This window comes from Paractinoplanes abujensis, assembly GCF_014204895.1.
GTDB classification, from domain to species: domain Bacteria; phylum Actinomycetota; class Actinomycetes; order Mycobacteriales; family Micromonosporaceae; genus Actinoplanes; species Actinoplanes abujensis.
The window spans coordinates 3,560,004-3,585,553 of the sequence record NZ_JACHMF010000001.1 but is presented as its reverse complement, the minus strand read 5'-3'; the positions used below and the strand labels follow the sequence as shown (position 1 = coordinate 3,585,553).

At 73.8% G+C, this 25,550-nt stretch carries 10 protein-coding genes and 1 pseudogene; 6 read left to right on the top strand and 5 right to left on the bottom strand.

Annotation, left to right across the window (positions count from 1 at the left end):
* Positions 1-18: 18 nt before the first annotated feature.
* Complete coding sequence (locus tag BKA14_RS15930; RefSeq protein WP_184951719.1) at positions 19-330, top strand: hypothetical protein; 312 nt, start codon at positions 19-21, stop codon at positions 328-330.
* A 3-nt stretch (positions 331-333) separates the two neighbouring features.
* On the opposite strand, the gene BKA14_RS15925 is transcribed toward BKA14_RS15930, so the two are convergent.
* Complete coding sequence (locus BKA14_RS15925; RefSeq protein ID WP_184951718.1) at positions 334-630, bottom strand: GNAT family N-acetyltransferase; 297 nt, start codon at positions 628-630, stop codon at positions 334-336.
* Positions 631-846: 216 nt separating this feature from the next.
* Here BKA14_RS15925 and BKA14_RS15920 point away from each other — a divergent pair, with 216 nt between their 5' ends.
* Positions 847-1,542 (top strand): alpha/beta fold hydrolase, encoded by a 696-nt coding sequence (locus tag BKA14_RS15920; RefSeq protein ID WP_203722946.1) that lies wholly within the window; start codon positions 847-849, stop codon positions 1,540-1,542.
* Between the two features lie 4 nt (positions 1,543-1,546).
* Positions 1,547-2,449, top strand: a complete 903-nt coding sequence (locus tag BKA14_RS15915) for a DUF5996 family protein (RefSeq protein WP_184951716.1) — start codon at positions 1,547-1,549, stop codon at positions 2,447-2,449.
* A 79-nt stretch (positions 2,450-2,528) separates the two neighbouring features.
* On the opposite strand, the gene BKA14_RS15910 is transcribed toward BKA14_RS15915, so the two are convergent.
* From BKA14_RS15910 to BKA14_RS15895, 4 genes are all read right to left on the bottom strand, one after another.
* Entirely contained in the window at positions 2,529-2,897 is a 369-nt protein-coding gene (locus tag BKA14_RS15910) for an ATP-binding protein (protein WP_184951715.1), read from the bottom strand.
* A gap of 29 nt (positions 2,898-2,926) precedes the next feature.
* Positions 2,927-5,035: an MMPL family transporter gene (locus BKA14_RS15905; protein ID WP_184951714.1), complete on the bottom strand. Its 2,109-nt coding sequence runs from the start codon at positions 5,033-5,035 to the stop codon at positions 2,927-2,929.
* An 83-nt stretch (positions 5,036-5,118) separates the two neighbouring features.
* The gene (locus BKA14_RS15900; protein WP_184951713.1) at positions 5,119-5,697 is read right to left on the bottom strand and encodes a TetR/AcrR family transcriptional regulator; all 579 of its coding nucleotides are present in this window, start codon (positions 5,695-5,697) and stop codon (positions 5,119-5,121) included.
* Positions 5,698-5,806: 109 nt separating this feature from the next.
* Positions 5,807-7,396 carry an outer membrane protein assembly factor BamB family protein gene (locus BKA14_RS15895; protein ID WP_184951712.1) on the bottom strand — a complete coding sequence of 530 codons (1,590 nt, stop codon included), beginning with the start codon at positions 7,394-7,396 and terminating at the stop codon, positions 5,807-5,809.
* Positions 7,397-7,628: 232 nt separating this feature from the next.
* Between BKA14_RS15895 and BKA14_RS15890 the strand changes: the two are divergent.
* The 3 genes and pseudogenes from BKA14_RS15890 to BKA14_RS15880 all read left to right on the top strand — a co-directional run.
* Positions 7,629-12,491, top strand: a pseudogene (locus BKA14_RS15890) (type I polyketide synthase); the annotation flags it as partial.
* Positions 12,492-12,768: 277 nt separating this feature from the next.
* Positions 12,769-20,847: a type I polyketide synthase gene (locus BKA14_RS15885; protein WP_184951710.1), complete on the top strand. Its 8,079-nt coding sequence runs from the start codon at positions 12,769-12,771 to the stop codon at positions 20,845-20,847.
* 6 nt (positions 20,848-20,853) lie between these two features.
* Positions 20,854-25,533: a type I polyketide synthase gene (locus BKA14_RS15880; RefSeq protein ID WP_184951709.1), complete on the top strand. Its 4,680-nt coding sequence runs from the start codon at positions 20,854-20,856 to the stop codon at positions 25,531-25,533.
* Positions 25,534-25,550 lie beyond the last annotated feature (17 nt).

The window sequence follows — 25,550 nt, the reverse complement described above, 5'->3', positions numbered from 1 at the left end:
GAACCAGGCCCCACCTACGTGCAGGCGTTGACGGCCGTCGCCGCGGTGATCGACATTCCGCCGTGCACGATCGAGGCGCATCGCATCGCGCCGCCGGGTGGTGACACCTTTGTGCGGTCCGAACGGCGGATCGCCGGGTACGACAAGCTGAGTTTGGAGTTCACCGTCGACACCAGGCAGTGGCGGCTGACCAACGACGAACTCCTCGATCTCGGCCGGACCACGGCACAGCCCGACGGCCGCCCCTCGGCCCGGCTCCGGAACGTCACGTTCGATCCGGGGCCGGCGGTCACCGAGGGGCAGGTGGAGGACTGCGGCGAAGGTGGCTGACCCTCAATCCCGTACGGCGTGGGTCAGATCCTGATATTCCGGGTGGTTGCGGATGAAGCGGGCGAAGAACGGGCAGGCCGGCACGACGCGCAGGTGGCGCCGGCGGGCGTCGTCGAGGGTGTCGCGGGCCAGGCGGCTGCCCAGGCCGCGGCCCTCGTACGCCATCTCGATCTCGGTGTGGACGAAGACGATCTTCTCCGGCTCGAGGAGGTAGACGACGAAGCCGGCCAGTTCGCCGGCGACCGTGATCTCGTAGCGGTGCCGGTCCGGGTTGTCGTGGACCTCGACGGTGTCGCTCACAGCGGTTCCTTCCGGTGGTCAGCCCGCGTGGGGGCGTCAAAGGTCACGCCGTCACGAACCCGGTGTACAGAGGTCTCCTGACAGCCATGATCCGCGATCGAACACTGTGTTCCAAGCACACGGTCAAGGCTCCGGTGAGCTATCTCCCAGGGCCCTTGCGCTGCGCATACTCGCCGGTTGAGAGTTCAGCGAATTGGCCGGCAGAAAGGCGCTTCCGTGAAACCCACCATCGTCCTCGTCCACGGCGCGTTCGCCGAGTCCGCCAGCTGGGGCGGCGTGATCCAGCGGCTGCGGGCCGACGGCTTCCCGGTCGTGGCCGCGCCCAACCCGCTGCGCAGCCTGTCCGGCGACGCCGCCGTCGTCTCCAGCCTGCTGGCCACGATCAGCGGCCCGGTCGTGCTGGTCGGGCACTCCTACGGTGGCGCGGTCATCTCCAACGCCGCCGCCGGCCACGACCACGTCCAGGCGCTCGTCTTCGTGGCCGCGTTCGCGCCCGAGGTGGGCGAGAGCATCGGGCAGCTGTCGGGCCGGTTCCCGGGCAGCACGCTGGGTGAGACCTTGCAGGAGGTGCCGCTGCCCGACGGCACTGTGGATCTCTACATCCGGCAGGAGAAGTTCCACCAGCAGTTCACCGCGGACGTGCCGGCCGAGCGGGCTGCCGTCGACGCCGCCGCCCAGCGCCCGCTCAACACCACCGCGCTCAACGAGGGCTCCGGCGAGCCGGCCTGGAAGAACCTGCCGTCCTGGTTCATCTACCCGGAGCTGGACCGCAACATCCCGCTGGCGGCGCACCGGTTCATGGCCGAGCGGGCCGGTGCCCGGATCAGTGTGGAGCTGGCCGGCGCGTCGCACGCGATCCCGGCCTCCCAGCCCGGTCCGGTGGCCGACGTGATCGTGAAGGCGGCGGGCTGACCCGATGACCGACACGATCACCACGCCGTGGCCGCGGCTGCGCGTGGCCGACTGGACCGAGACCCGCGACACCGTGCACATGTGGACGCAGATCGTCGGCAAGGTGCGGATGGCGTACGCACCGCCGGTGAACCACTGGTGGCACGTCACGCTGTATCCGACCGCGCGCGGTTTGACCACGTCGGCCGTCCCGTACGGGGACGGGATCTTCGACGCCGAGTTCGACTTCGTCGAGCACCGGCTGCGCATCCGGACGAGTGACGGCCGCGCCCGCGACGTCGCGCTCGAACCCAAGCCGGTGGCCACGTTCTACGCCGAGACCATGGACGCCCTGTCCGCGCTGGGTCTCGAACCGCAGATCCACGCGGCCCCCAACGAGGTCGAGTCCGCGATCCCGTTCGCCGAGGACCAGACCCATTGCTCGTACGACGGTGAAGCCGTGCAGCTGTTCTGGCGGCAACTGCTGCAGGCGCAGCGGGTGCTGGGCCGGTTCCGCGCCGAGTTCGTGGGCAAGGCCAGCCCCGTCCACTTCTTCTGGGGCGCGATGGACCTGGCGTACACCCGCTTCTCCGGCTGCCTCGCCCCGGCCCACCCGGGCGGCGCGCCCAACTGCCCGCCGTGGGTGATGCAGGAGGGCTACTCGCACGAGCTGGCCAGTTTCGGTTTCTGGCCGGGCGGCGGCGACGAGGGCGCTTTCTACGCGTACGCGTATCCGGAGCCCGCGGGTTACGCCGAGCGCACCGCCGCCTACTACGACCCGGACCTGCGCGAATGCGTGCTGCCGTACGAGATCGTCGCGGGTTCCGACGATCCCGACGCGACGCTGCTGACGTTCCTGCGCTCGACCTACACGGCCGCCGCCGACCTGGCCGGGTGGGACCGCCCCGCGGTGGATCTGCCCCGGTAGCGGCCCGGGGGCACGGCTGGGCGGGCCGGGGGGAGAGGCGTCCGGGTCAACGGCGACCCGGGCGCCTCACACCGGCACCTCAGATCAGGGGGACGTCGGCCCAGACCACCTTGCCGCCCGCACGCGGCCGGCTGCCCCAGTTGCGGGTCATCGCCGTCACGAGCAGCAGGCCCCGGCCCCCGATGCGGCGCGCGTCCGGCGGGTACTGCCGGGGCAGCTCGGCGCTGGTGTCGGCGACCTCGATGCGGACGGTGTCGCGATGCCGGCGGACGACGAGTTCTCCGCCGTCGCCGGTGTGCTGCATGACGTTCTCCACCAGCTCGGTGATCACCAGCAGGGCGTCGTCGAGGGCCGCCGGGCTCTGCAGCCGGACCAGCATCGACCGGGCGTCACTGCGCAACGAGGCCAGATCCGTACGGTGGGTGAAGGACACGCGGAGCTGTTCCACAGCGGCATGACTACCCGGTGAAGCTGCGCTTACGCACGGTCGGCGGCCAGGCTCCGGGGTTCCGCCGGGGTGCGCCGGCCCGGCCGCCACCAGTTCCAGCGGCCGAGCAGCGACATCGTGGCCGGCAGGAGCAGGCCGCGGACCACGGTGACGTCGAGCAGGACCGCCACCGCCATGCCGACGCCGATCTCCTTGACCGCGACCAGGCCGCCCAGGACGAAGCCGAGGAAGACCAGGCCGATCGCGAGGGCGGCCGTGGTGATCACGGGGCCCGCGGCGGTGATCCCGGCCAGCACGGCGCGGTCGTTGGCGGCGGCGTCGGTGGCCGTCCGCCGGTCCCACTCCTCCTTGATCCGGGCCAGCAGGAACACCTCGTAGTCCATGGACAGCCCGAAGGCGAACACGAACAGCAGCAGCGGCGTCGTCAGGTCGAGCGCACCCCAGGGCTCGAAGCCCAGCACGGCGGCGCCCCACCCCCACTGGAAGACCGCGACCAGCACCCCCAGGGTGGCCAGCAGCGTCAGCACGTTCATCGCAATGGCCTTGAGCGGCACGATCACCGAGCGGGTGAGCAGGAACAACAGCGCCCCGGTGGCCACGACGACGATCGCCAGAGCCAGGGGCAGCCGCTCGGACACCGATCGTCCGGCGTCGGTCAGCTCGGCCGCGGGCCCGGCCACCAGCACGGGGGCGGGCGCGGCGAGGGCCCGCAGGCCGGCCACCAGCTGCCGGGCCGGGCGGCCGTCCTCGGCGCCGTCGGGCACCACGTCGGCGATGCTCACCCCGGGCGGCAGGTCGGAGCGGACGAACACGTCGGAGACGCCCGGCATCCGCTCGATGGTGTCGAACAGCTGCGGCATGCCCGGCGCGTCGGGGGCCGCCTCGACCAGGACGGTCAGCGGCTGCCGGGGCGGGTCGTCGAATCTCGCCTGCGTGGCCTCGTACGTCCGGCGGGACTCGCTGGTCGTGGGCAGCGCGCGGACGTCGGAGTTGCCGAACTCCACGAAGAACAGCGGCGCGCTCAGCACCAGCAGACCGGCCGCCGCGGTCAGGGCCACCCCACGCGGCCGGCGCTGCGCGAACCCGGCCAGGCGGGCCAGCAGGCCGGGACCCCGGCTCCGGGTGCGAGGGGCGGGGAGGCGGCGGTGGGCGATCGCGATCAGCGCCGGGACGAGCGTCAGGCCGGCCACCGTGGCCAGGACGACGACCAGCGCCCCGCCCATCGCCATCGCGGCCAGCAGCGGGTCGGCGAAGGCCAGCAGGCCGGCCAGGGCCGCGGCGACGGCCGAGCCGGACACCAGCACCGCCCGCCCGGCGGTGGCCACCGTACGGGCCAGCAGCTCGGCCAGGGGCGCGCGGGGGTCGGCCGCCCGTTCCTGCTGGAACCGGGCGATCATCAGCAGGCTGTAGTCGACCGCCAGCCCGATGCCGAGGAGGGTGACCACGTTGACCGCGTACTCGCTGACCGGCAGCAGCCCGGCCAGTCCGGTCAGCGTGAGCAGGGTGGCGGTGACCGCGCCGAGGGCCGCCGCCAGCGGCAGCAGGCCCGCCACGAGCCCGCCCAGCAGCACGATCAGCAGCACGGCCACGCAGACCAGCGCGACGGACTCGCCGACGGCGGCATCCCGTACGGCCTGGTCGTTGAACTCCTGCTCGGCCAGTAACGCGCCGCCGATCAGGATCTCGGGCGCGTCGATCCGGCGCAGCGCGTCGCTCACCTGGCCGGCCACCCGCAACGCGTCGTCGTCGCTCAGCGCCGGCTGCAACTCCACGGTGATCAAGGAGGCGCGCTGGTCGGTGGAGATCCGGCGGTTGCCCGTGGTGTAGGAGTCGTCGACCTCCTTGACGCCGTTGACGGCGCGGATCTCGTACACGATCCGGGTGACGCTGGTGATCAGCTCGATCGAGCCGACCTCGCGCCCGGAGACGACCGCGACCAGCCGTTCACCCTCGGGGGCCAGCGTGTCCAGGCGGTCCTGCGCGACCGCGGCCGGAGCGTCGGCGGGCAGGGGGTCGATCGACTGGGTGCGGTCGTAGACGGAGCCGCCGAACACCGCGCCGGCCAGCGCGACCGCCGCCCAGACGACGACGACGACGACCCGCCGGACGTACATCGCCCGGCCCAGCCCAGCCAGCATGACGGCCTCCCGATGAGCGCCGCGGGGCGGGCGCGGCACATGCAATCATCGACGGCCGCCGAAGCGCAACTGTCCGGCCGGGCTCACTGGGCGACGGTGGCGGCCGCCCGGCGCAGGGCCACGGCCAGGTCGTGGCCGGTGGGGGCGGTCTCCGGGTCGATCAGCCACTGCATCAGCACCCCGGTGAGCAGCGCCTGGTAGAGCGAGCCGACCGCGGCCGTCGTCCTCTCGTCGGCCTCGTCGTTGCCCTCGTCGAAGAGCGCGGCCAGCCCGGCCCGGGCCCCGGTGAGCCCGGCGGCGAGCTGCTCGCGCACCTCGGGCTGATGCCGGCTCTGGATGACCACTTCGAGCTGCATGGCCCAGAGGGCCTGGTTGGCCCGGAACGAGTCGAGGATGCGCACCCAGACCGCCTCGAACCGCTCCAGCGGGGTCGCGCCGGCCAGGTCGTCGGTGGCCAGGGCCTTGGCCATCTCGTCGCCCCACTCCTGCATCGCCTGGAACAGGGCGGCGTTGAGCAGGGCGTCGGTCGAGCGGTAGTGGTAGCCGATCGCGGCCAGGCTGGTGCCGGCCGCGTTCGCGATGTCGCGCGCGGTGGTGCGGGCATAGCCCTTCTCGTACAGGCAGCGCTTGGCGCCCTCGAGCAGGGCCTCACGGTTTCCCATGGCTCGATCGTACTCCGTCTCAGACAACCGTCTTATGCGGAAATCCCTGGTCGAACGGATGATGCGGGGCCCGGCAGCGGCCGGGCCCCGCATCGTCAGAACCGCAGGATCACTTGCCGTCGACGGAGAAGGCGTAGAACGTGCCGCTGGTGAAGCTGCCGGTGGTGCCGGCCCCGTTGGCGAACTTGGCGTAGCCGTTGCCCCAGTAGACGACACCGTCCACCACCGAGGCGCCCGAGTTCGACGAGTACGGCGCGGTGAAGTCCCACAGGATCCGGCCGGTGGCCGAGTCCATGGCGTACATGTGACCGCTGGTCGAGCTGCCGTAGAGCACGTCCGCGGCGACCGTCAGCGGGCCCCACGCGAAGCCCGGCGTCGGGTCCGGGACCTGCCACTGCACGCGGCCGGTGGCCGGGTCGAGCGCCGCGTAGCTGCTGCCGGTGGACGGGGTGCCGTCGGCCAGCTGGTACGGCGTCTTGAAGAAGTTGGCCTCGGCGACGTAGATGCGCTTGGCGTCCCACGCCGTGCCCCACATGATGCCGCCCACGTGGCCGCCGGGGCCGGGCGCCGCGCTCCACAGCACATTGCCGGTGTCGGGGTCGAGCGCCCAGTACTCGCCGCTCTTCTCGCCGCCGCCGACCGCGTCGCGCAGCTTGCCGTTCTTGTCCTTGAAGCCGAAGATGTGCGCGCCGTCGCCGAAGTCGTAGTCGTAGCCGGGGTTGGCCGGGCAGTTGTTCGGCGGCAGGCCGGGGATGCAGGAGGCGTTCCACGCGTCGAAGCGCATCGCGCCGGTGGCCCACTTGATCGCGCCGGTCTTCAGGTTGAGGGCCAGGATCGAGTCGATGTGGTTGTCGGGCGAGTAGCACTGCGGCGGGGTGCCGCCGTTGTTCTGGCACTGGTTGACGCTGTCCGGCACGCGGTAGTTCTGGCCGCTGGTGACGTAGACGGTGCCGCGGACCGGGTCGATGGCCGGGGTGCCCCACATCGCACCGCCCGCGTAGCCGGTCGGCTGGTTGCCGTTGTCCGGCACCATGTAGCGCTTCCAGAGCACCTTGCCGGTGTTCGCGTCGACCGCGTTGAAGTTGCCGCGGAAGGTGCAGCACTTGTAGGTCGGGTCGAACGCCGACATCTCACCCTCGGTGGACGAGACACCCTCGTACACGACGCCGTTGTGCACCACCGGCGACATCGTCAGGATCGCCGCGACGTGCGGGTCGAGCTGGGTCTTCCACTTGAGCGCCCCGGTGGTGGCGTCGACCGCCAGCAGGTTCGCCCCGACCTGGGTGCCCAGGAACAGCGTGTTGCCGCTGATGGCGACCGCGGTGCGCGACAGCGAGCCGGTCACTCCGTCGTAGTCGGAGATCTTCTTCGACCAGATCTGCTGACCGGTCGCCGCGTCCAGCTTGTAGAGGTAACCGCCCCAGTCGGGGAAGTAGACGGCGCCCTTGGCCACGATCGGGGTGGCCGAGACGTCGCCGTGGGTGGCGAACGTCCACTTGGCCTTGAGCCGGCTCACGTTCTTCGTCGTGATCTTGGTTTCCAGCAGGTTCGAGCGGGTGTTGAGCAGGTTGTTGCCGTTCATCGTCCAGTCGGTGAGGGTGCCCGCCGTGGCGGGCGTCGTGCTCGCCGCCACGGCGACGGTCAGCGCCGTCAGCAGGCCCAGGACCCGTACGGACCTCCGGCGCAGGGAATGCAACATGGTGCTCCTCCAATTTTCGCAATGGAGAAAAGATTTCTGTTGACGGCCCGAAACCTGCCACTCTCCCGGCGCCCGCAACACCCCTATGCGACCCCTGGCTCACGCCTCAGCCCGTCTCCCAAAACGGGCTCCTACCTGGACTTTGCCCGACCGTAAGGGTCCCGGACGGCCCGCAGGGGTACTGCGATCGACCGGCCGATTCCTAGATTGACATTCGAATTGCTCACTGAATTTGGTTGATCCGAGGCGGCCGCAAATGACCGATGACGCAAAGCTCCTCGACTATCTGAAAAGGGCCACCGTCGACCTGCGCGAGGCACGTCGTCAGGTCGGCGAGCTCGAGGCGCGGCAGCACGAGCCGATCGCCATCGTCGGCATGGGATGCCGGTTCCCGGGCGGGGTCCGCTCCGCCGAGGACCTGTGGCAGCTGGTCGCCGGCGACGGCGACGCGGTGACACCGTTCCCGGTGGACCGGGGCTGGGACCTCGTCGGCCTCTACGACCCGGAGCCCGGCCGGCCCGGCCGCAGCTACGCCCGCGACGGCGGCTTCCTGCACGACGCGGCCGGGTTCGACGCCGGCTTCTTCGGCATCAGCCCGCGCGAGGCGCTCGGCATGGACCCGCAGCAGCGGCTGCTGCTCGAAACCACGTGGGAGACCTGCGAGAACGCGGGCATCGACCCGAGCACGCTCGAGGGATCGATGACCGGGGTGTACGCGGGCGTGATGTACCACGACTACGCCGGCAGCAGCGCGGGCAGCCTGGTCACCGGGCGGGTCGCCTACACCCTGGGGCTCGAGGGCCCGGCGGTGAGCATCGACACGGCCTGCTCGTCCTCGCTGGTCGCGATCCACGAGGCCTGCCAGGCGCTGCGCGCGGGCGAGGTCACCCTGGCGCTGGCCGGCGGCGTAACCGTGATGTCCACCCCGGAGATGCTGATCTACTTCAGTGAGCAGCGCGGGCTCGCGCCGGACGGCCGGTGCAAGCCGTTCGCGGGCGCGGCCGACGGCACCGGCTGGGGCGAAGGTGTCGGACTGCTGCTGCTGGAGAAGCTGTCGGACGCCCAGCGCAACGGGCGGACCATCCTCGGGCTGATCCGTGGGTCGGCGGTCAACCAGGACGGCGCCAGCAACGGCATGACCGCCCCCAACGGGCCGTCGCAGCGCCGGGTGATCCGGGCCGCGCTGGCCGCCGCCCGGCTCACGGCCGACCAGGTGGACGTGGTGGAGGCGCACGGCACGGGCACCACGCTGGGCGACCCGATCGAGGCGCAGGCGCTGCTGGCCACCTACGGGCAGGACCGGTCGGCGCCGCTGCTGCTGGGGTCGATCAAATCGAACATCGGCCACACCCAGGCCGCGGCCGGCGTGGCCGGCGTGATCAAGATGGTGCAGGCGATGCGGCACGGGCTGGTGCCTCGCTCGCTGCACGTCGACGCGCCGACGCCGATGGTGGACTGGTCGGCGGGCGCGGTGGAGCTCGCCACGGCGGCGGTGGACTGGCCGGCGACGGATCGCCCGCGCCGCGCCGGGGTGTCGTCGTTCGGGCTGAGCGGCACGAACGCCCACGTGATCGTCGAGCAGGCCCCGGCCGCCGACGCGGTGCACTCCAGCAGCTCCCCTCGTGACACCGACCCCCCTCGCACGGTGCCGGTGACCTTGAGCGCCCGTACACCGGTTGCTCTCGACGCTGTCGCGGAGCGGCTCGCGGGCGTTGCGGGCGAGGCTTCACCGGTCGATCTGGCTTGGTCGGCAGTCACCGGGCGGACCGCACTCGAGCACCGGCGGGTTGTGCTCGCCTCGACCGCCGGGGAGCTGCGGGCCGAGCTGACCGGCGGTGGGGGAGTCACCGGTGTCATCGCGGGCGGGAAGCTGGCCGTGCTGTTCACCGGTCAGGGTTCGCAGCGGGCCGGGATGGGCGGCGAGTTGGCGGCCCGGTTCCCGGTGTTCGCCGAGGCCTTTGCCGCGGCGAAGGTTGATGTCATCGGTGACATCGATCAGACCGGGGTGGCGCAGCCGTCGATCTTCGCGTTCGAGGTGGCGCTGTACCGGTTGATCGAGTCGTGGGGGATCAAGCCCGACTATGTGGCCGGGCATTCGATCGGTGAGATCGCGGCCGCGCATGTCGCCGGTGTCCTGTCGCTGGAGGACGCCAAGACGCTCGTGGGCGCGCGGGCCCGGTTGATGCAGGCGTTGCCCGCGGGTGGGGTGATGGTCGCCGTGGCCGCGCCCGAAGGTGTGGTCCGGCCGTTGCTGACCGGCGGTGTGGACATCGCCGCGGTCAACGGGCCGACGTCGGTGGTGCTGTCGGGGGCCGAGGAGGCCGTGCAGGCGGTCGTGGACGCGTTGGGTGTGAAGGCGACGCGGCTCAAGACCTCGCACGCGTTCCACTCGTATCTGATGGAGCCGATGCTCGACGAGTTCGCGGCGGCGATCAGCGGGCTGACGTTCCACCAGCCGGCCATCCCGGTGGTGGCCACGGGTGACATGACGTCGTCTTCGTACTGGGTGCAGCACGTCAGGGACACCGTGCGGTTCGCCGACAACGTGGGCACGCTGCTCGATCAGGGTGTCACCACGTTCCTGGAGGTGGGCCCGGATGCGATCCTGACCGGGCTGGGCCGGCAGATCAGCGACGACGCCACGTTCATCGCCCTGCAGCACCGCAGCCAGGCTGAGGAGCACACGCTTGTCACCGGTGTCGCCACGGCGTGGACGCGGGGCGTCGAGGTCGACTGGAAGCCGCTGCTGGCCGGTGGCCGGCGCGTGGACCTGCCCACGTACCCGTTCCAGCACGAGCGTTACTGGCTCGACGGGGCCGACGACACCGACCACCCGCTGCTCGGCGCGGTCGTCACCGTCCCCGACGCGGACACGACGGTCCACACCGGACGTCTGCACCCGGCCCGCCAGCCCTGGCTGTCCGACCACGGCATCCACGGCGAAACCGTGCTGCCCGGCACCGCGTACGCCGAACTGGCGCTGCACGCCGCGGCCGGCACCGGCACCCCGCACGTGGCCGAGCTGGTGCAGGAGGCGCCTCTCCCGGTCGACGGCAACGGCGGCACGACCGTACGGGTCGTGGTGGGTGCGCTCGCCGGCGGCCGCCGCCCGATCAGCCTGTTCTCGCAGCAGACCGACGCGTCGGGCGAGGAACAGCCGTGGATCCGCAACGCCCGCGGCGTGCTGACCGCCGACGACCCCGGCCGCGCCGCCGAGTCGCTCGTCGTCTGGCCGCCGCCGGGCGCCCGGCCGGTCGACCTGGCCGGTCTGCACGACCGTCTCGCCGCGGCCGGGCACCACTACGGGCCGTCCTTCCGCGGGCTGCGCGCCGCCTGGCAGCGCGGCGACGACCTGTACGCCGAGGTCGCGCTGCCCGCCGAGCACCGCACCGACGCCGGTCGTTTCGGCATCCACCCGGCCCTGCTCGACGCGGCCATGCACGCCGACGGCCACGACGACGACCCGGACGCGCCGGCCATGATGCCGTTCGCCTGGAACGACGTGACGCTGCGGGCCCCGGCCGGCCCGGCCGTGCGGGTGCGCCTCACCCGTACGGGAACCGGGTCTCTGACGTTGGCCGTGGCCGACGCGGCGGGTGCGCCCGTGCTGACCGTCGGCGCCCTGGTGTCCCGCCCGGCCGGAGCCCCGGCGGCAGCCCGCGCGCCGCTCTACCGGGTGTCCTGGACGCCGGTCGACACCCCGGCACAGTCCCGCCCGGCGCTGCCCGCGGTCGTGACGACCAGCCTGCCCACCGGCGCCGGCGAGCAGCCGCACCGGGCCCACGACGCCGCCCGGCAGACGCTGACCCTGTTGCAGCAGTGGCTGGCCGACCCCATGGCCACCGACTCCACGCTGCTCGTCACGCACGGCGGAACGCCGGCCGAGGCGGCCGGGGCCGGCCTGGTGCGGGCCGCCCAGGCCGAGAACCCGGGCCGGATCGTGCTGCTCGGCACCGGCGGCACCGACGTGGACGGCACCGTGCTGGGCGCGGCCGCCGCGAGCGGCGAACCGGAGCTGGCCGTCACCGGCGGACGACTCACCGCGCCCCGCCTCGTCGCCGCCGAACCGGCCGCCACGCCGCTCGCCTTCCCGGCCGGCGGCACGGTGCTGATCACCGGCGGCGGCGGTCTCGGCCGGCTGGTCGCGCGGCACCTGGCCACCGCGCACGGGGTGAGCCGCATCGTGCTGGCCAGTCGCCGCGGCGCCGGCGCCCCGGGCGTGGCCGAGCTGATCGACGAGCTGGGCCCGGTCCTCACCGCGTACGCGTGCGATCTGACCGACCGTACGGCCGTGGCCGGCCTGATCGCCGCGCATCCGCCGGTGGCCGTGGTGCACACCGCCGCGGTGGTCGACGACGGCGTGCTCACCGCGCTGACCGCCGACCGGCTCGACGCGGTGCTGCGGCCCAAGGCGGACGCCGCGTGGCACCTGCACGAACTCACCCGGGATCTGCCGCTGGCCGCGTTCGTCCTCTTCTCCTCGGCGTCGGGCCTGCTCGACGGGGCCGGGCAGGGCGCTTACGCGGCCGCCAACGCCTACCTGGACGCGCTGGCCGCGCACCGCGCCGCAGCCGGACTGCCGGCCACGTCGATCGCCTGGGGCCTGTGGACCGGCACGGGCGGCCTCGACGAGCAGCTCACGACGGCCGACGTGGACCGGATGGCCCGCTCCGGCGTGCTGCCGCTGGACGCCGAGGCCGGGCTGGCGCTGCTGGACGCCGCGCTCGGTTCGCCCGAGACGGTGCCCGTGGCCCTGCGCCTCGACCTGGCCGCCCTGCGCCGCCAGGACGACGTGCCGGCCCTGCTGCGCACGCTGGCCCCGGCCCGCCCGACCGGCGCCGCGGCCGCCCCGGCGGGTGACGACCTGCGCGGCCACCTGGCCGGGCTGGCCGCCGGCGACCGCGAAGGGTTCCTGCTCGACCTCGTGCGGGCGCACGCCGCGGCCGTGCTCGGCCACGACGACCCGCGCACGATCGGGGCCGGCAAGGGCTTCACCGACCTTGGCTTCGACTCGCTCGGCGCCCTCGAACTGCGCAACCGCCTCGGCGCCGCGACGGGCCTGCGCCTGCCCGCGACGCTCATGTTCGACCACCCCGACCCGTTGCGGCTGGCCCGGTTCCTGCTGACCGAGCTGGCCCCGCCGGACCTGCCGGACGGGCCCGCCGACGCGACGCTGCGCGACGTGCTGGGCGCCATCCCGGTCGACGCGGTCCGCCGGGCCGGGCTGCTCGACGCGCTGCTCGCCCTCGTCCCGGCGCCGGCCGCACCGGCGCCGCGACCGGCGGCCGACGTCGCCATCCAGGACATGGCCATTGACGACCTGGTTGCCGCGGCACTCGCCGTCGGCGGCCCGAACTGACCGGAGACCTGCCGTGAACCCGTCCGTGGACCAGATCGTCGAGGCCCTGCGCCGTTCCATGCAGGACAACGAGCGGCTGCGCACCGAGAACGACCGGCTCGCCGCGGCGGCGGCCGAACCGATCGCCATCGTCGGCATGGCCTGCCGGTTCCCCGGCGGCATGACCTCGCCCGAGCAGCTGTGGGAGGCGGTGCTGGGCGGACACGACGGCGTGGGCGAGTGGCCCGCCGACCGGGGCTGGGACACCGACGCCATCTACGACCCCGAGCCCGGCGTGCCCGGCAAGTGCGTGACCCGGCACGGCAGTTTCCTTTACGACGCGGCCGAGTTCGATCCGGCGCTGTTCGGTATCTCGCCCCGCGAGGCGGTGGAGATGGACCCGCAGCAGCGGCTGCTGCTGGAGACGTCGTGGGAGGCGCTGGAGCGTACGGGCATCGACCCCACCTCGCTGCGCGGCAGCAGCACCGGCGTGTTCGCCGGTGTCATGTACCACGACTACCCGGCCGGCGCGGCGGGCAGCATCGTCTCCGGCCGGATCGCGTACGTGCTCGGCCTGGAGGGCCCCGCGCTGACCGTCGACACCGCGTGCTCCTCGTCGCTGGTCGCGCTGCACCTGGCGGCCGCGGCGCTGCGCTCCGGCGAGTGCTCGCTGGCCCTGGCCGGGGGCGTCACCGTGATGTCCACCCCGCAGACGTTCATCGAGTTCAGCGAGCAGGGCGGGCTGGCCCCGGACGGCCGCTGCAAGCCGTTCGCGGGCGCGGCCGACGGCACCGGCTGGGGCGAAGGCGTCGGCGTGCTGGTGGTCGAGCGGCTCTCCGACGCCCTGGCCAACGGCCACGACGTGCTGGCCGTGGTCCGGGGCACGGCGGTCAACTCCGACGGCGCGAGCAGCGGGCTGACCGCGCCCAACGGACCGGCCCAGCAGCGGGTGATCCGGCAGGCCCTGGACGCCGCCGGTCTGGCCCCGGCCGACGTGGACGTGGTGGAGGCGCACGGCACCGGCACGACGCTCGGCGACCCGATCGAGGCGCAGGCGCTGCTGGCCACGTACGGACGGGACCGCTCGGCGCCGCTGCTGCTGGGCTCGATCAAGTCGAACATCGGGCACACGCAGGCCGCGGCCGGTGTCGCCGGCGTCATCAAGATGGTGCAGGCCATGCGGCACGGGGTCGTGCCGGGCTCGCTGCACGTGGACGAGCCGTCGCCGATGGTGGACTGGACGGCCGGCGCGGTCGAACTGGCCACCGGCGCGGTGGCCTGGCCCGCGGTGGCTCGTCCGCGCCGGGCCGGGGTCTCGTCGTTCGGGCTCAGCGGCACCAACGCCCACGTCATCATCGAACAGGCCGCACCGGTCGCCGAGCCCGCCCCGGCTCCGGCACGGCCGGCCGGACCATTGCCGCTGCTCATCTCGGCGCGCACCGAGCAGGCCCGCGCCGGGCAGCTCGACCGCCTCGCCGAGCACCTGGCCACCGCCCGGCCGGAGCAGGCGGACGTGGCCTGGTCACTGGTGACCGGCCGCGCGCAGTTGCCGCTGCGCGCGGCCGTCGTCCCGCCGGAGACGACCCCGATCCTCGGCGAGGCCGCGGAAGCGCCGCTGGCCGTGTTGTTCACCGGTCAGGGGTCGCAGCGGGCCGGGATGGGTTCGGAGTTGGCGGCCCGGTTCCCGGTGTTCGCTTCCGCCTATGCCGCGGCTCGGGTGGATGTCGTGGGTGACATCGATCAGACGGGGGTGGCGCAGCCGTCGATCTTCGCGTTCGAGGTGGCGTTGTACCGGTTGATCGAGTCGTGGGGGATCAAGCCGGACTATGTGGCGGGGCATTCGATCGGTGAGATCGCGGCCGCGCATGTGTCCGGTGTTCTGTCGTTGGGGGACGCCAAGACTCTGGTTTCCGTACGGGCCCGGTTGATGCAGGCGTTGCCGGCCGGTGGGGTGATGGTGGCTGTCGCCGCCGCTGAAGCGTCGGTTCGCCCGTTGCTGACCGCGGGGGTGGACATCGCCGCGGTCAACGGCCCGGAGTCGGTCGTGTTGTCCGGTGGCGAAGGAGCCGTGCAGGCGGTCGTGGACGCGCTGGGTGTGAAGGCGACGCGGCTCAAGACGTCGCACGCGTTCCATTCGCACCTGATGGAGCCGATGCTCGACGAGTTCGCGGCGGCGATCAGCGGCCTGACGTTCAACCAGCCCAAGATCCCGGTCGTTGCCACCGGTGACCTGACTGAGCCGGGCTACTGGGTGCGGCACGTCCGCGACACGGTCCGGTTCGCCGACAACGTCCTGACGCTGCTCGGCCGGGGCGTGCGGACCTTCCTGGAGGTGGGACCGGACGCGACCCTGACCGGCCTCGGCCGCCGGATCAGCGACGACGCCACCTTCATCGCGCTGCAGCGGCGCAACAAGCCCGAGGAACACACCCTTGTCACCGGTGTCGCCACCGCCTGGACCCGCGGCGCCGACGTGGACTGGACCTCGCTGCTGACCGGCGGACGTCGGGTCGCCCTCCCGACGTACGCCTTCGATCGGCAGCGCTACTGGGCGGCCGGCCCGGCGGTTGCCGACGCCGGGACCGGTCACCCCCTCCTGGACGCCGTCGTCGCGGTGCCCGGCACGGACACCACCGTGCTGACCGGGCGGCTCAGCGCGGGCACCGCCGCCTGGCTGCCCGACCACGAGATCTTCGGCTCGGTGCTGCTGCCCGGCACGGCCTTCGTGGAGCTGGCCCTGCAGGCCGGGCACGAGACCGGCTGCCCCCACCTGGCCGACCTGGTGCAGGAGGCGCCGCTGACCCTGGCCGCGGGCCAGACCCGGCAGCTGCAGGTGGTCGTGGGCGAGCGCACCGCGGCCGGCACCCGGCCCGTACGGATCTGGTCGCGGCCCGGCGCCGACGCCGAGTGGACCCGGCACGCCGCCGGTGAGCTCACCGGCGACGCCCCCGCCGCGGCCGGCACCCTGTCCGTCTGGCCGCCGGCCGGTGCCGTCACGATCGGCGTCGACGACGCCTACCCACGGCTGCGCGCCCTGGGCTACGGCTACGGGCCGGCCTTCCAGGGCCTGCGCGCGGCCTGGGAACTCGACGGCGACCTGTACGCCGAGGTGACCCTGCCCGAGCCGGACCACGCCTTCGGGATGCACCCCGCCCTGCTCGACGCGGCCATGCACGCCGAGCTGCTGCGCGACACCGGTGACGACGACGGCCTCCAGTTGCCGTTCGCCTGGAACGACGTCGCCCTGCACGCCACCGGGGCCAGCACCGTACGGGTCCGGATCGCGCATCCCGCCGCCGACCGGATCAGCCTGCTCGTCACCGACGAGACCGGTCGTCCGGTGCTCACCGTCGGCTCGCTGGTGTCCCGCCCGCTCACCGCGGACCGCCTCACCGACGAGCCGCTGCTCGCCGTGACCTGGGCCCCGCTGGCCGCGACGGCCGCGACCGGGCCGGCTGAGCTGGTGCACATCTACGGCGTGGACGACCTCGACGTGATCGTCGGCAGCGGGCAGCACCTGGCCGCCGTGGCCACCGTCGTGCCCGAGGCGGACGGCGACGTGCCCGGCCGCACCCGCGACACCACCATGGACGTTCTCCGCCTGCTGCAGGCCTGGCTGGGCCGCGACGAGCTGACCGAGTCGCGGCTCGTGCTGCTGACCCGGCGGGCCGTCGCGGTGGGCGAGGACGACCACCTCGACGTGGTCGCGGCGCCGGTCTGGGGGCTCGTCCGGGCCGCTCAGGCCGAGAACCCGGATCGGTTCCTGCTGCTCGACACCGACGGCCCGCCCGCCGAGGAGCTGCTGGCCCAGGCGCTGGCGAGCGGCGAACCCGAGCTGGCGATCCGCGACGGCCAGTTGCTCGTGCCGCGGCTGGCCCCGGCCACCGTCCCCGCCGGCGACGCCCCCTGGGCCGGTGGCACCGTGCTGGTCACCGGGGGCACGGGCGGGCTGGGCGCGCTGATCGCCGAGCACCTGGTGCGGACCCACGGCGTACGGGATCTGGTGTTGAGCAGCCGCCGCGGCCCGGACGCCCCGGGCGCGGCCGAGCTGCGGGCCCGGCTCGTCGCGGCGGGCGCCACCGTGCGTCTCCTCGCCGCCGACGTGGCCGACCGGGACGACGTGGACCGGCTGGTCGCCATGGCCGGGCCGGCGCTGACCGGCGTCGTGCACGCGGCCGGGGTCGGCGACAACGCGCTGCTGACCCAGCTCGACGCCGAGCGGGTTTCCACCGTGCTGGCGCCCAAGGCCGACGCCGCCTGGCACCTGCACGAGGCCACCGCGCACCTGCCGATCGCCGCGTTCGTCCTGCTCAGCTCGGCCGGTGGGCTGGTGCTGGCGGCCGGGCAGGGCAACTACGCCGCGGCCAACGTGTTCCTCGACGGGCTGGCCCGCTACCGGCACGGCCAGGGCCTGCCCGCGACCGCGCTGGCGTACGGGCTGTGGGACGCGGGCGCCGGCCTGGCCGCCCAGCTGACCGACGCCGACCGGGACCGGATGCGCCGCCTGGGCCTGCCCGCCCTGGACACCCCCGAGGCGCTCACCCTGTTCGACCGCGCGGTGGCTTCCGGCGTACCGGAACTGGTTCTCCTGCCCGTGGACCGGGCCGCGCTGGCCGCCCGCACCGACGACCTGCCGGCGCTGCTGCGCGGCCTGGCCCCGGCCCGCCGGAACCGCGACCGCGCCACCGCCCGCAGTCTCGGCGCGGGGGAGGGACTGCGGCAGCGGCTCGCCGGGCTCAGCCCCGCCGACCGCGACCGGGCGCTGCTGCAGCTGGTCCGCGAGCAGGTCGCCACGGTGCTGGCGCACGGCTCGGCCGACGCCATCGCCCCCGAGCGCCCGTTCACCGACCTGGGCTTCGACTCGCTGACCGCGGTGGAGCTGCGCAACGCGCTGAGCGCCACCACCGGACTGCGGCTGCCGGCCACGCTCGTCTTCGACCACCCGTCGGCCGCCGCCACCGCCCGTTTGCTCGGCGCCGAACTGGGCAGCGAACCGGCCGCCGGCATCACCGCGCCGGTCGCCGTCCCGGCCGCCGACCCGGGCGAGCCGATCGCCATCGTGGCCATGGCCTGTCGCTACCCCGGTAGGGTGGCCTCGCCGGAGGACCTGTGGCGGCTGGTGGCCGACGGCGTCGACGCGGTCGGCACCTTCCCGGCGGACCGCGGCTGGGACCTCGAAGGCCTCTACGACCCCGAGCCGGGCCGGCCGGGCCGCAGCTGCACCCGCGAGGGCGCCTTTCTCTACGACGCGGCCGACTTCGACCCCGCGCTGTTCGAGATCTCGCCGCGGGAGGCGGTCGGCATGGACCCCCAGCAGCGTCTGCTGCTCGAGGTCGCCTGGGAGACCGCCGAGCGGGCCGGCATCGACCCGACCTCACTGCGGGGCAGCGACACCGGTGTCTTCGCGGGCGTGATGTACCACGACTACGCGGGCGGCGCGGCCGGCAGCATCGTGTCCGGCCGGGTCTCGTACGCGCTCGGTCTGGAGGGCCCGGCGGTCACCGTGGACACCGCCTGCTCGTCGTCGCTGGTCGCGCTGCACTGGGCGATCCAGGCGCTGCGGTCCGGTGACTGCTCGCTGGCGCTGGCCGGTGGGGTCACGGTGATGAGCACGCCCGAGATGCTCTGCTACTTCAGCGAGCAGCGCGGACTCGCGCCGGACGGGCGGTGCAAGTCGTTCGCGGGTTCCGCCGACGGCACCGGTTGGGGTGAGGGCGCCGGTCTGCTGCTGCTGGAACGGCTCTCCGACGCCGAGCGCAACGGCCACGAGATCCTTGCCGTCGTACGGGGTTCGGCCGTCAACCAGGACGGGGCCAGCAACGGGCTGACCGCGCCCAACGGCCCGGCTCAGCAGCGCGTGATCCGGCAGGCTCTGGCCGGCGCCGGGCTGACCGCGGCCGACGTGGACGTGGTGGAGGCGCACGGCACCGGCACGACGCTGGGTGACCCGATCGAGGCGCAGGCCTTGCTGGCCACCTACGGCCAGGACCGTGACATCCCGCTGCTGCTGGGTTCGATCAAGTCGAACATCGGCCACACGCAGGCCGCGGCGGGGGTGGCTGGGATCATCAAGGTGGTCGAGGCCATGCGGCACGGGGTGGTTCCTCGTACGTTGCACGTGGACGAGCCGTCGCCGATGGTCGATTGGGAGGCCGGGGCGGTCGACCTCGTGACCGACACGGTCGACTGGCCCGCGGTGGACCGGCCGCGCCGGGCCGCGGTGTCGTCGTTCGGGTTGAGCGGCACCAACGCCCACGTCATCGTCGAGCAGGCTCCGGTCCCGGCTCCGCGGCCACCCGCGGTCGTTCCGTCCGGCCCGGTGCCGGTCGCTGTCTCCGCCCGTACGGCGTCGGCGGTTCCCGGACAGGCCGCCCGGCTCGCCGCCGCCCCCGGCGACCTGCTCGACCTCGCCTACTCCTCGTTCACCACGCGGGCCGCTCTCGAGCACCGGATGGTCGTGCTGGCCGCCACCGAGGACGAACTGCGCGCCGGCCTGGCCGCCGGGCACGGCATCACCGGCGCGGCCGGCACCGGACCGCTCGCCCTGCTCTTCACCGGTCAGGGCGCCCAGCGGGCCGGCATGGGCCGGGAGCTGAGCGAACGGTTCCCGGTCTTCGCGGCCGCCTTCGCCGCCGCGCTGGCCGCCACCGGCGCGCCCGGCACCGGTGACGTGGGCCGGACCGGCGTGGCCCAGCCGCTCATCTTCGCGTTCGAGGTGGCCCTGCACCGGCTGCTCGAGTCGTGGGGCGTCCGGCCCGACTTCCTGGCCGGGCACTCGATCGGCGAGATCGCCGCCGCGCACGTCGCCGGTGTCCTGTCGCTGGAGGACGCCGGGGCGCTGGTCGCCGCGCGGGCCGAACTGATGCAGGCCCTGCCCGCGGGCGGCGTGATGGTGGCGGTGGCCGCGAGCGAGGAGACCGTACGGCCTCTGCTCGCCGGCGACGTCGACATCGCCGCGGTGAACGGCCCCGCCGCGGTCGTCCTGTCCGGGCTCGAGGCCGACGTCGAGGCCGTGGTGGCCGCGCTGGACGTGCGGGCGACCCGGCTCAAGACCTCGCACGCGTTCCACTCGCGGCTGATGGAACCGATGCTCGGCGAGTTCGCGGGCATCGTGGGCCAGCTGACCTTCCACCCGCCGGCCGTCCCGGTGATCGCGTCGGGCGACGTGAGCGACCCGTCGTACTGGGTGCGGCACGTGCGCGACACGGTCCGGTTCGCCGACACCGTGGCCGGGCTGCTCGACCGCGGCGTGACGACGTTCCTGGAGGTCGGGCCGGACGCGATCCTGACCAACCTGGGCCGCCAGATCACCGACGACGCGACCTTCGTGGCCCTGCAGAAGCGCGACCGCGCCGAGGACCGGGAACTGCTCACCGGCCTGGCCACCGCGTGGACCCGGGGCGTCGGCGTGGACTGGCAGGCGCTGCTGACCGGGGGCCGCAGAACCACCCTTCCCACGTACGCGTTCGACCGGCGGCGGTTCTGGATGGCGCACGACCCGGCGGCCACGACCGCACCGGTGACGATCACCGAGCCGGCGGCCCCCGACCCCGGGCAGGCCGACGACCTGCGCCGCACGCTGAGCACCCTGCCCGCCGCCGACGGGGACCGGCTGCTGCTGCGGCTCGTCCGCGGCCACGTCGCCACGGTGCTCGGCCACTCCTCGGCCGACGACATCGAGCCGGACCGGCCGTTCAAGGAGCTCGGCTTCGACTCCAACGCCGCGGTCGAGCTGCGCAACCAGCTCAACGCGGCCACCGGTGTCACGCTGCCGGCCACGCTCGTCTTCGACCACCCGACCAGCGAGGCGGTCGCCGCCGTGGTGCGGGACCTGCTGACACCGCGGGCCGCCGACCCCGCCACGGTCGTCCTGGCCGAGGTGGACCGGCTCGACGCGCTGCTCGACAGCGCCGACGTGAACGGCAGCCGCCCGCGGGTCACCGCGCGGCTCGAGGCGCTGCTGCGCAAGTGGCAGCGCGACCAGGACAGCCCGGGGGAGAGCGCCGGCGACGGCCTCGACCTCGACTCCGCCACCGACGACGAGTTGTTCGGCGTGCTCGACGACGCGCTCGGGCTCGGCGGCTCCGACACCGACCGCGTCGAGATTGGTTGATCTGCCATGGCTAACGACGACAAGCTCCGCGACTACCTCAAGCGCGCCACCGCCGAGCTGCAGCAGACCCGCAAGCGGCTGCAGGAGGCCGAGGAACGCCCGCACGAACCGATCGCCATCGTCGCCACGAGCTGCCGGTTCCCGGGCGGGGTGGACACACCGGAGGGGCTCTGGGACCTCGTCGTCTCGGGCCGCGACGGCATCACCGACTTCCCGGTCAACCGGGGCTGGCCGACCGACCTCTACGACCCCGAGCCGGCCACCCCGGGCAAGACCTACTCGACCAAGGGCGGCTTCCTGCACGACGCCGGTGACTTCGACGCCGACTTCTTCAAGATCAGCCCGCGGGAGGCGGCCGGCACCGACCCGCAGCAGCGGCTGCTGCTGGAGACCTCGTGGGAGGCCTTCGAGCGGGCCGGCATCGACCCGCAGTCGCTGCGCGGCAGCCGGGTCGGCGTCTTCGCCGGCGTGGTCTATCACGACTACGGCGTGGGCGGCAGCACCGGCGGGCTGGCCAGCGTGGTCTCCGGCCGGGTGGCGTACGCGCTGGGGCTGGAGGGCGCGGCCGTCACGGTCGACACCGCCTGCTCCTCGTCGCTGGTCGCGCTGCATTTCGCCCTGCAGGCGCTGCGTTCCGGCGAATGCTCGCTGGCCCTGGCCGGTGGGGTCACCGTGATGTCCACCCCGGCCTCGTTCATCGGCTTCAGCCAGCAGCGCGGCCTGGCCCCGGACGGGCACTGCAAGGCGTTCGCCGACGCCGCCGACGGCACCGGCTGGGGCGAAGGCGCCGGTCTGCTGCTGCTCGAACGGCTCTCCGAGGCCCGCCGCCACGGCCACCCGGTGCTGGCCGTGGTGCGCGGCTCGGCGATCAACTCCGACGGCGCCAGCAACGGGCTGACCGCCCCCAACGGCCCGTCCCAGCAGCGCGTCATCGAGGCGGCGCTGGCCTCCGCGGGGCTGCGCCCGGCCGACGTGGACGCGATCGAGGGACACGGCACCGGCACCGTGCTGGGCGACCCCATCGAGGCGCAGGCGCTGCTGGCCACCTACGGGCAGGGCCGGCCGGCGGGACGACCGCTGCGGCTCGGCTCGATCAAGTCGAACATCGGGCACGCCCAGGCCGCGGCCGGGGTCAGCGGCATCATCAAGATGGTCGAGGCGATCCGGCACGGCGTGCTGCCGCCGACGCTGCACGTCGACGCGCCGTCCTCGGTGGTGGACTGGACCGCCGGTGACATCAAGCTGCTGACCGAGGCCGAGCCGTGGCCCGACACCGGGCACGCCCGGCGCGCGGGCGTCTCGTCCTTCGGGCTCAGCGGCACCAACGCGCACATCATTCTCGAGCAGGCCCCGGCGGTGGCGGCGGTGCCGCCGACCCGGCGCGAGGGGATCGTGCCGGTGGGGGTTTCGGCCCGTACGCCGGAGGCCCTCACCGCGCAGCTCTCGCGGTGGCACGCGCACCTTGCGGACCGGCCCGAGCTCACCCTGCCCGACGTGGCCTGGACGTCGTTCACGGGGCGGGCCGCGCTGGCGCACCGGACCGTGCTGCTGCCTGCCTCGTCCGAGGAACTGCTGGCCGGTCTGGCCGCCGAGCGCCGGCCGGTCACGGGCACGGTGACGCCCGGTCCGCTGGCCGTGTTGTTCACCGGTCAGGGGTCGCAGCGGGCCGGGATGGGTTCGGAGCTGGCGGCCCGGTTCCCGGTGTTCGCTTCCGCCTATGCCGCGGCTCGGGTGGATGTCGTGGGTGACATCGATCAGACGGGGGTGGCGCAGCCGTCGATCTTCGCGTTCGAGGTGGCGTTGTACCGGCTGATCGAGTCGTGGGGGATCAAGCCGGACTATGTGGCGGGGCATTCGATCGGTGAGATCGCGGCCGCGCATGTGTCCGGTGTTCTGTCGTTGGGGGACGCCAAGACTCTGGTTTCCGTACGGGCCCGGTTGATGCAGGCGTTGCCGGCCGGTGGGGTGATGGTGGCTGTCGCCGCCGCTGAAGCGTCGGTTCGCCCGTTGCTGACCGCGGGGGTGGACATCGCCGCGGTCAACGGCCCGGAGTCGGTCGTGTTGTCCGGTGGCGAAGGAGCCGTGCAGGCGGTCGTGGACGCGCTGGGTGTGAAGGCGACGCGGCTCAAGACCTCGCACGCGTTCCACTCGTATCTGATGGAGCCGATGCTGGCGGACTTCGCGGCCGCTATCGGCGGGCTGACGTTCCACCAGCCGGCCATCCCCGTCGTGGCCACCGGTGACCTGACTGAGCCGGGCTACTGGGTGCGGCACGTGCGCGAGACCGTGCGGTTCGCCGACAACGTGACCGAGTTGCTGGACCGCGGTGTCTCGACCTTCCTGGAGGTCGGGCCGGACGCGATCCTGACCGGGCTCGGCAAGCAGATCAGCGACGACGCGGCGTTCATCGCGTTGCAGCACCGCAGCAAGCCCGAGGAGCACACGCTTGTCACCGGTGTCGCGACGGCGTGGACCCGTGGCACCGAGGTCACGTGGACGGCCGTGCTCGGCGAGGGCCACCAGGTCGACCTGCCCACGTACGCGTTCCAGCGCAGCACCTACTGGGCCGCCGAGGAACCGGTGGTCGCGGCCGACCCCGCCGAGGCCGGCTTCTGGGAGTCGATCGAACAGCAGGACGTCGCCGCGCTCTCGGCCCGGCTCGACCTCGACCCGGCCGCGCTCGGCGCCGTGCTCCCGGCGCTGTCCACGCTGCGGGCCGAGCACCGCGAGCGGGCCACCGTGGACAGCTGGCGCTACCGGCTCACCTGGACCGCGATCCCCGAGCCGGCCGACCTCACCCGTACGGGAACCTGGCTGGTCGTCGCACCCGCCCTCCCGGCCGCCGCCGAGCTCACCCTGGAGACCGTCAAGGAGCTGACCCGGCTCGGCAACACGGTGCTCCAGCTCAACCTGGCCGACCCCGGCCGCGCCGGCCTGGCCGACCAGCTGCGGGCGGCGGGCGACCTGATCGGCGTGGTGTCGCTGCTCGCGCTGGACACCGAACCGCACCCCGGCCACCCCACCCTGAGCCGCGGCGCCGCCCACACCGTCACGCTGGTGCAGGCGCTCGGCGACGCGGGGGTCACCGGCTCCCTGTGGTTCGTGACCCAGCAGGCCATGGCGCTGGACGGCGACCGGACCCCGGTCGACCCGGCCCAGGCGCGGCTGTGGGGCCTGGCCACCGGTCTCGCGCTGGACCTGCCCGCCACCTGGGGCGGCCTGGTCGACCTGCCGGCCGGCGCCGATGACACCGATGTCCGGCGGATGGCCACGGCGGTGCTCTCGGCCGGCGGCGAGGACCAGCTGCTCGTCCGGCCCGGCGGACTGCACGCCCGCCGGCTGGTCACCGCGTCCACCGGCGCCGCCCCCGGCCGCCGGCAGTGGCGGCCCCGCGGCACCGTGCTCGTCACCGGGGGCACCGGCGGCATCGGCGGCCACCTGGCCCGCTGGCTCGCCGCCGAGGGTGCCGAACACCTGGTGCTGGCCAGCCGCCGCGGCCGCGACGCCGCCGGGGCGCCCGAGCTCGAGGCCGAGCTGGCCGCGCTCGGCACCGAGGTCACCTTCGCGGCCTGCGACATCGCCGACCGGGACGCGGTGGCCGCGCTGCTGGCCGCGATCCCGGCCGACCGGCCGCTGCGCACGGTGGTGCACGCGGCCGGGCTGGCCCAGCGGGTGGCCGGCCTGGACGAGCTCGACCTGGCCGAGTTCGCCGCGGTCGGGCAGGCCAAGATCGCCGGCGCCGAGCACCTCGACGAACTGCTGGCCGATCACGACCTGGACGCGTTCGTGCTGTTCTCGTCGGGCTCGGCCGTGTGGGGCAGCGGCGGGCAGACCGCGTACGGCAGTGCCAACTCCTACCTCGACGCCCTCGCCGTGCGCCGCCGGCAGCTCGGCCGCCCGGCCACCGCCGTGGCGTGGGGCGCGTGGCGCACCGGCATGGTCGACGACGAGCTGGCCGGCCACATGCGCCGGCTCGGCGCGCCCGCCATGCCGCCCGAGCTGGCCCTGGCCGGTCTGCGGCAGGCCCTCGACCAGGACGACACCACGGTGGTGGTGGCCGACTTCGACTGGGACCGGTTCGCGCCCACCTACACCATGGCCCGCCGCCGGCCGCTGCTCGACGAGCTGCCCGCCGTGCGTGCGGCGCTGGCCGACACCCGGCCCGAGGGCGGCGCCGCGCAGGAGCTGGCGGCCCGGCTGGCCCCGCTGCCCGCCGCCGAGCAGCTGCGGGTCGTGCTCGACCTGGTGCGCGAACAGGTCGCGGAGATCCTCGGGCACGACGGCGCGGGCGCCGTCGAACCCGGCCGGGCCTTCGACGACCTCGGCTTCGACTCGGTGTCCGCGGTGGACCTGCGGTCCCGGCTCGGCACGGCCACCGGCGAGAAGCTGCCGACCACGCTGATCTTCGACTACGCCACGCCGGCCGCGCTGGCCGAGCACCTGCACGGACGGCTGACCGCGGGCGGCGGGGACGTCCTGGCCGACCTGGACCGGCTCGAACAGGCCGCCGGCACGCTCACCGCCGAACAGATCGACCGGGACCGGATCACCGCCCGGCTGCAGGCGGTGCTGACCCGGCTGACCGCGGTCGCGGGCGCCGGGGACACCGGTGTCGGGGACCGGATCGACGCGGCCTCGGCCGAGGACGTCTTCGCCTTCATCGACCAAGAACTCGGCCTGAACTAGCCGGCGAGCACGAAAGA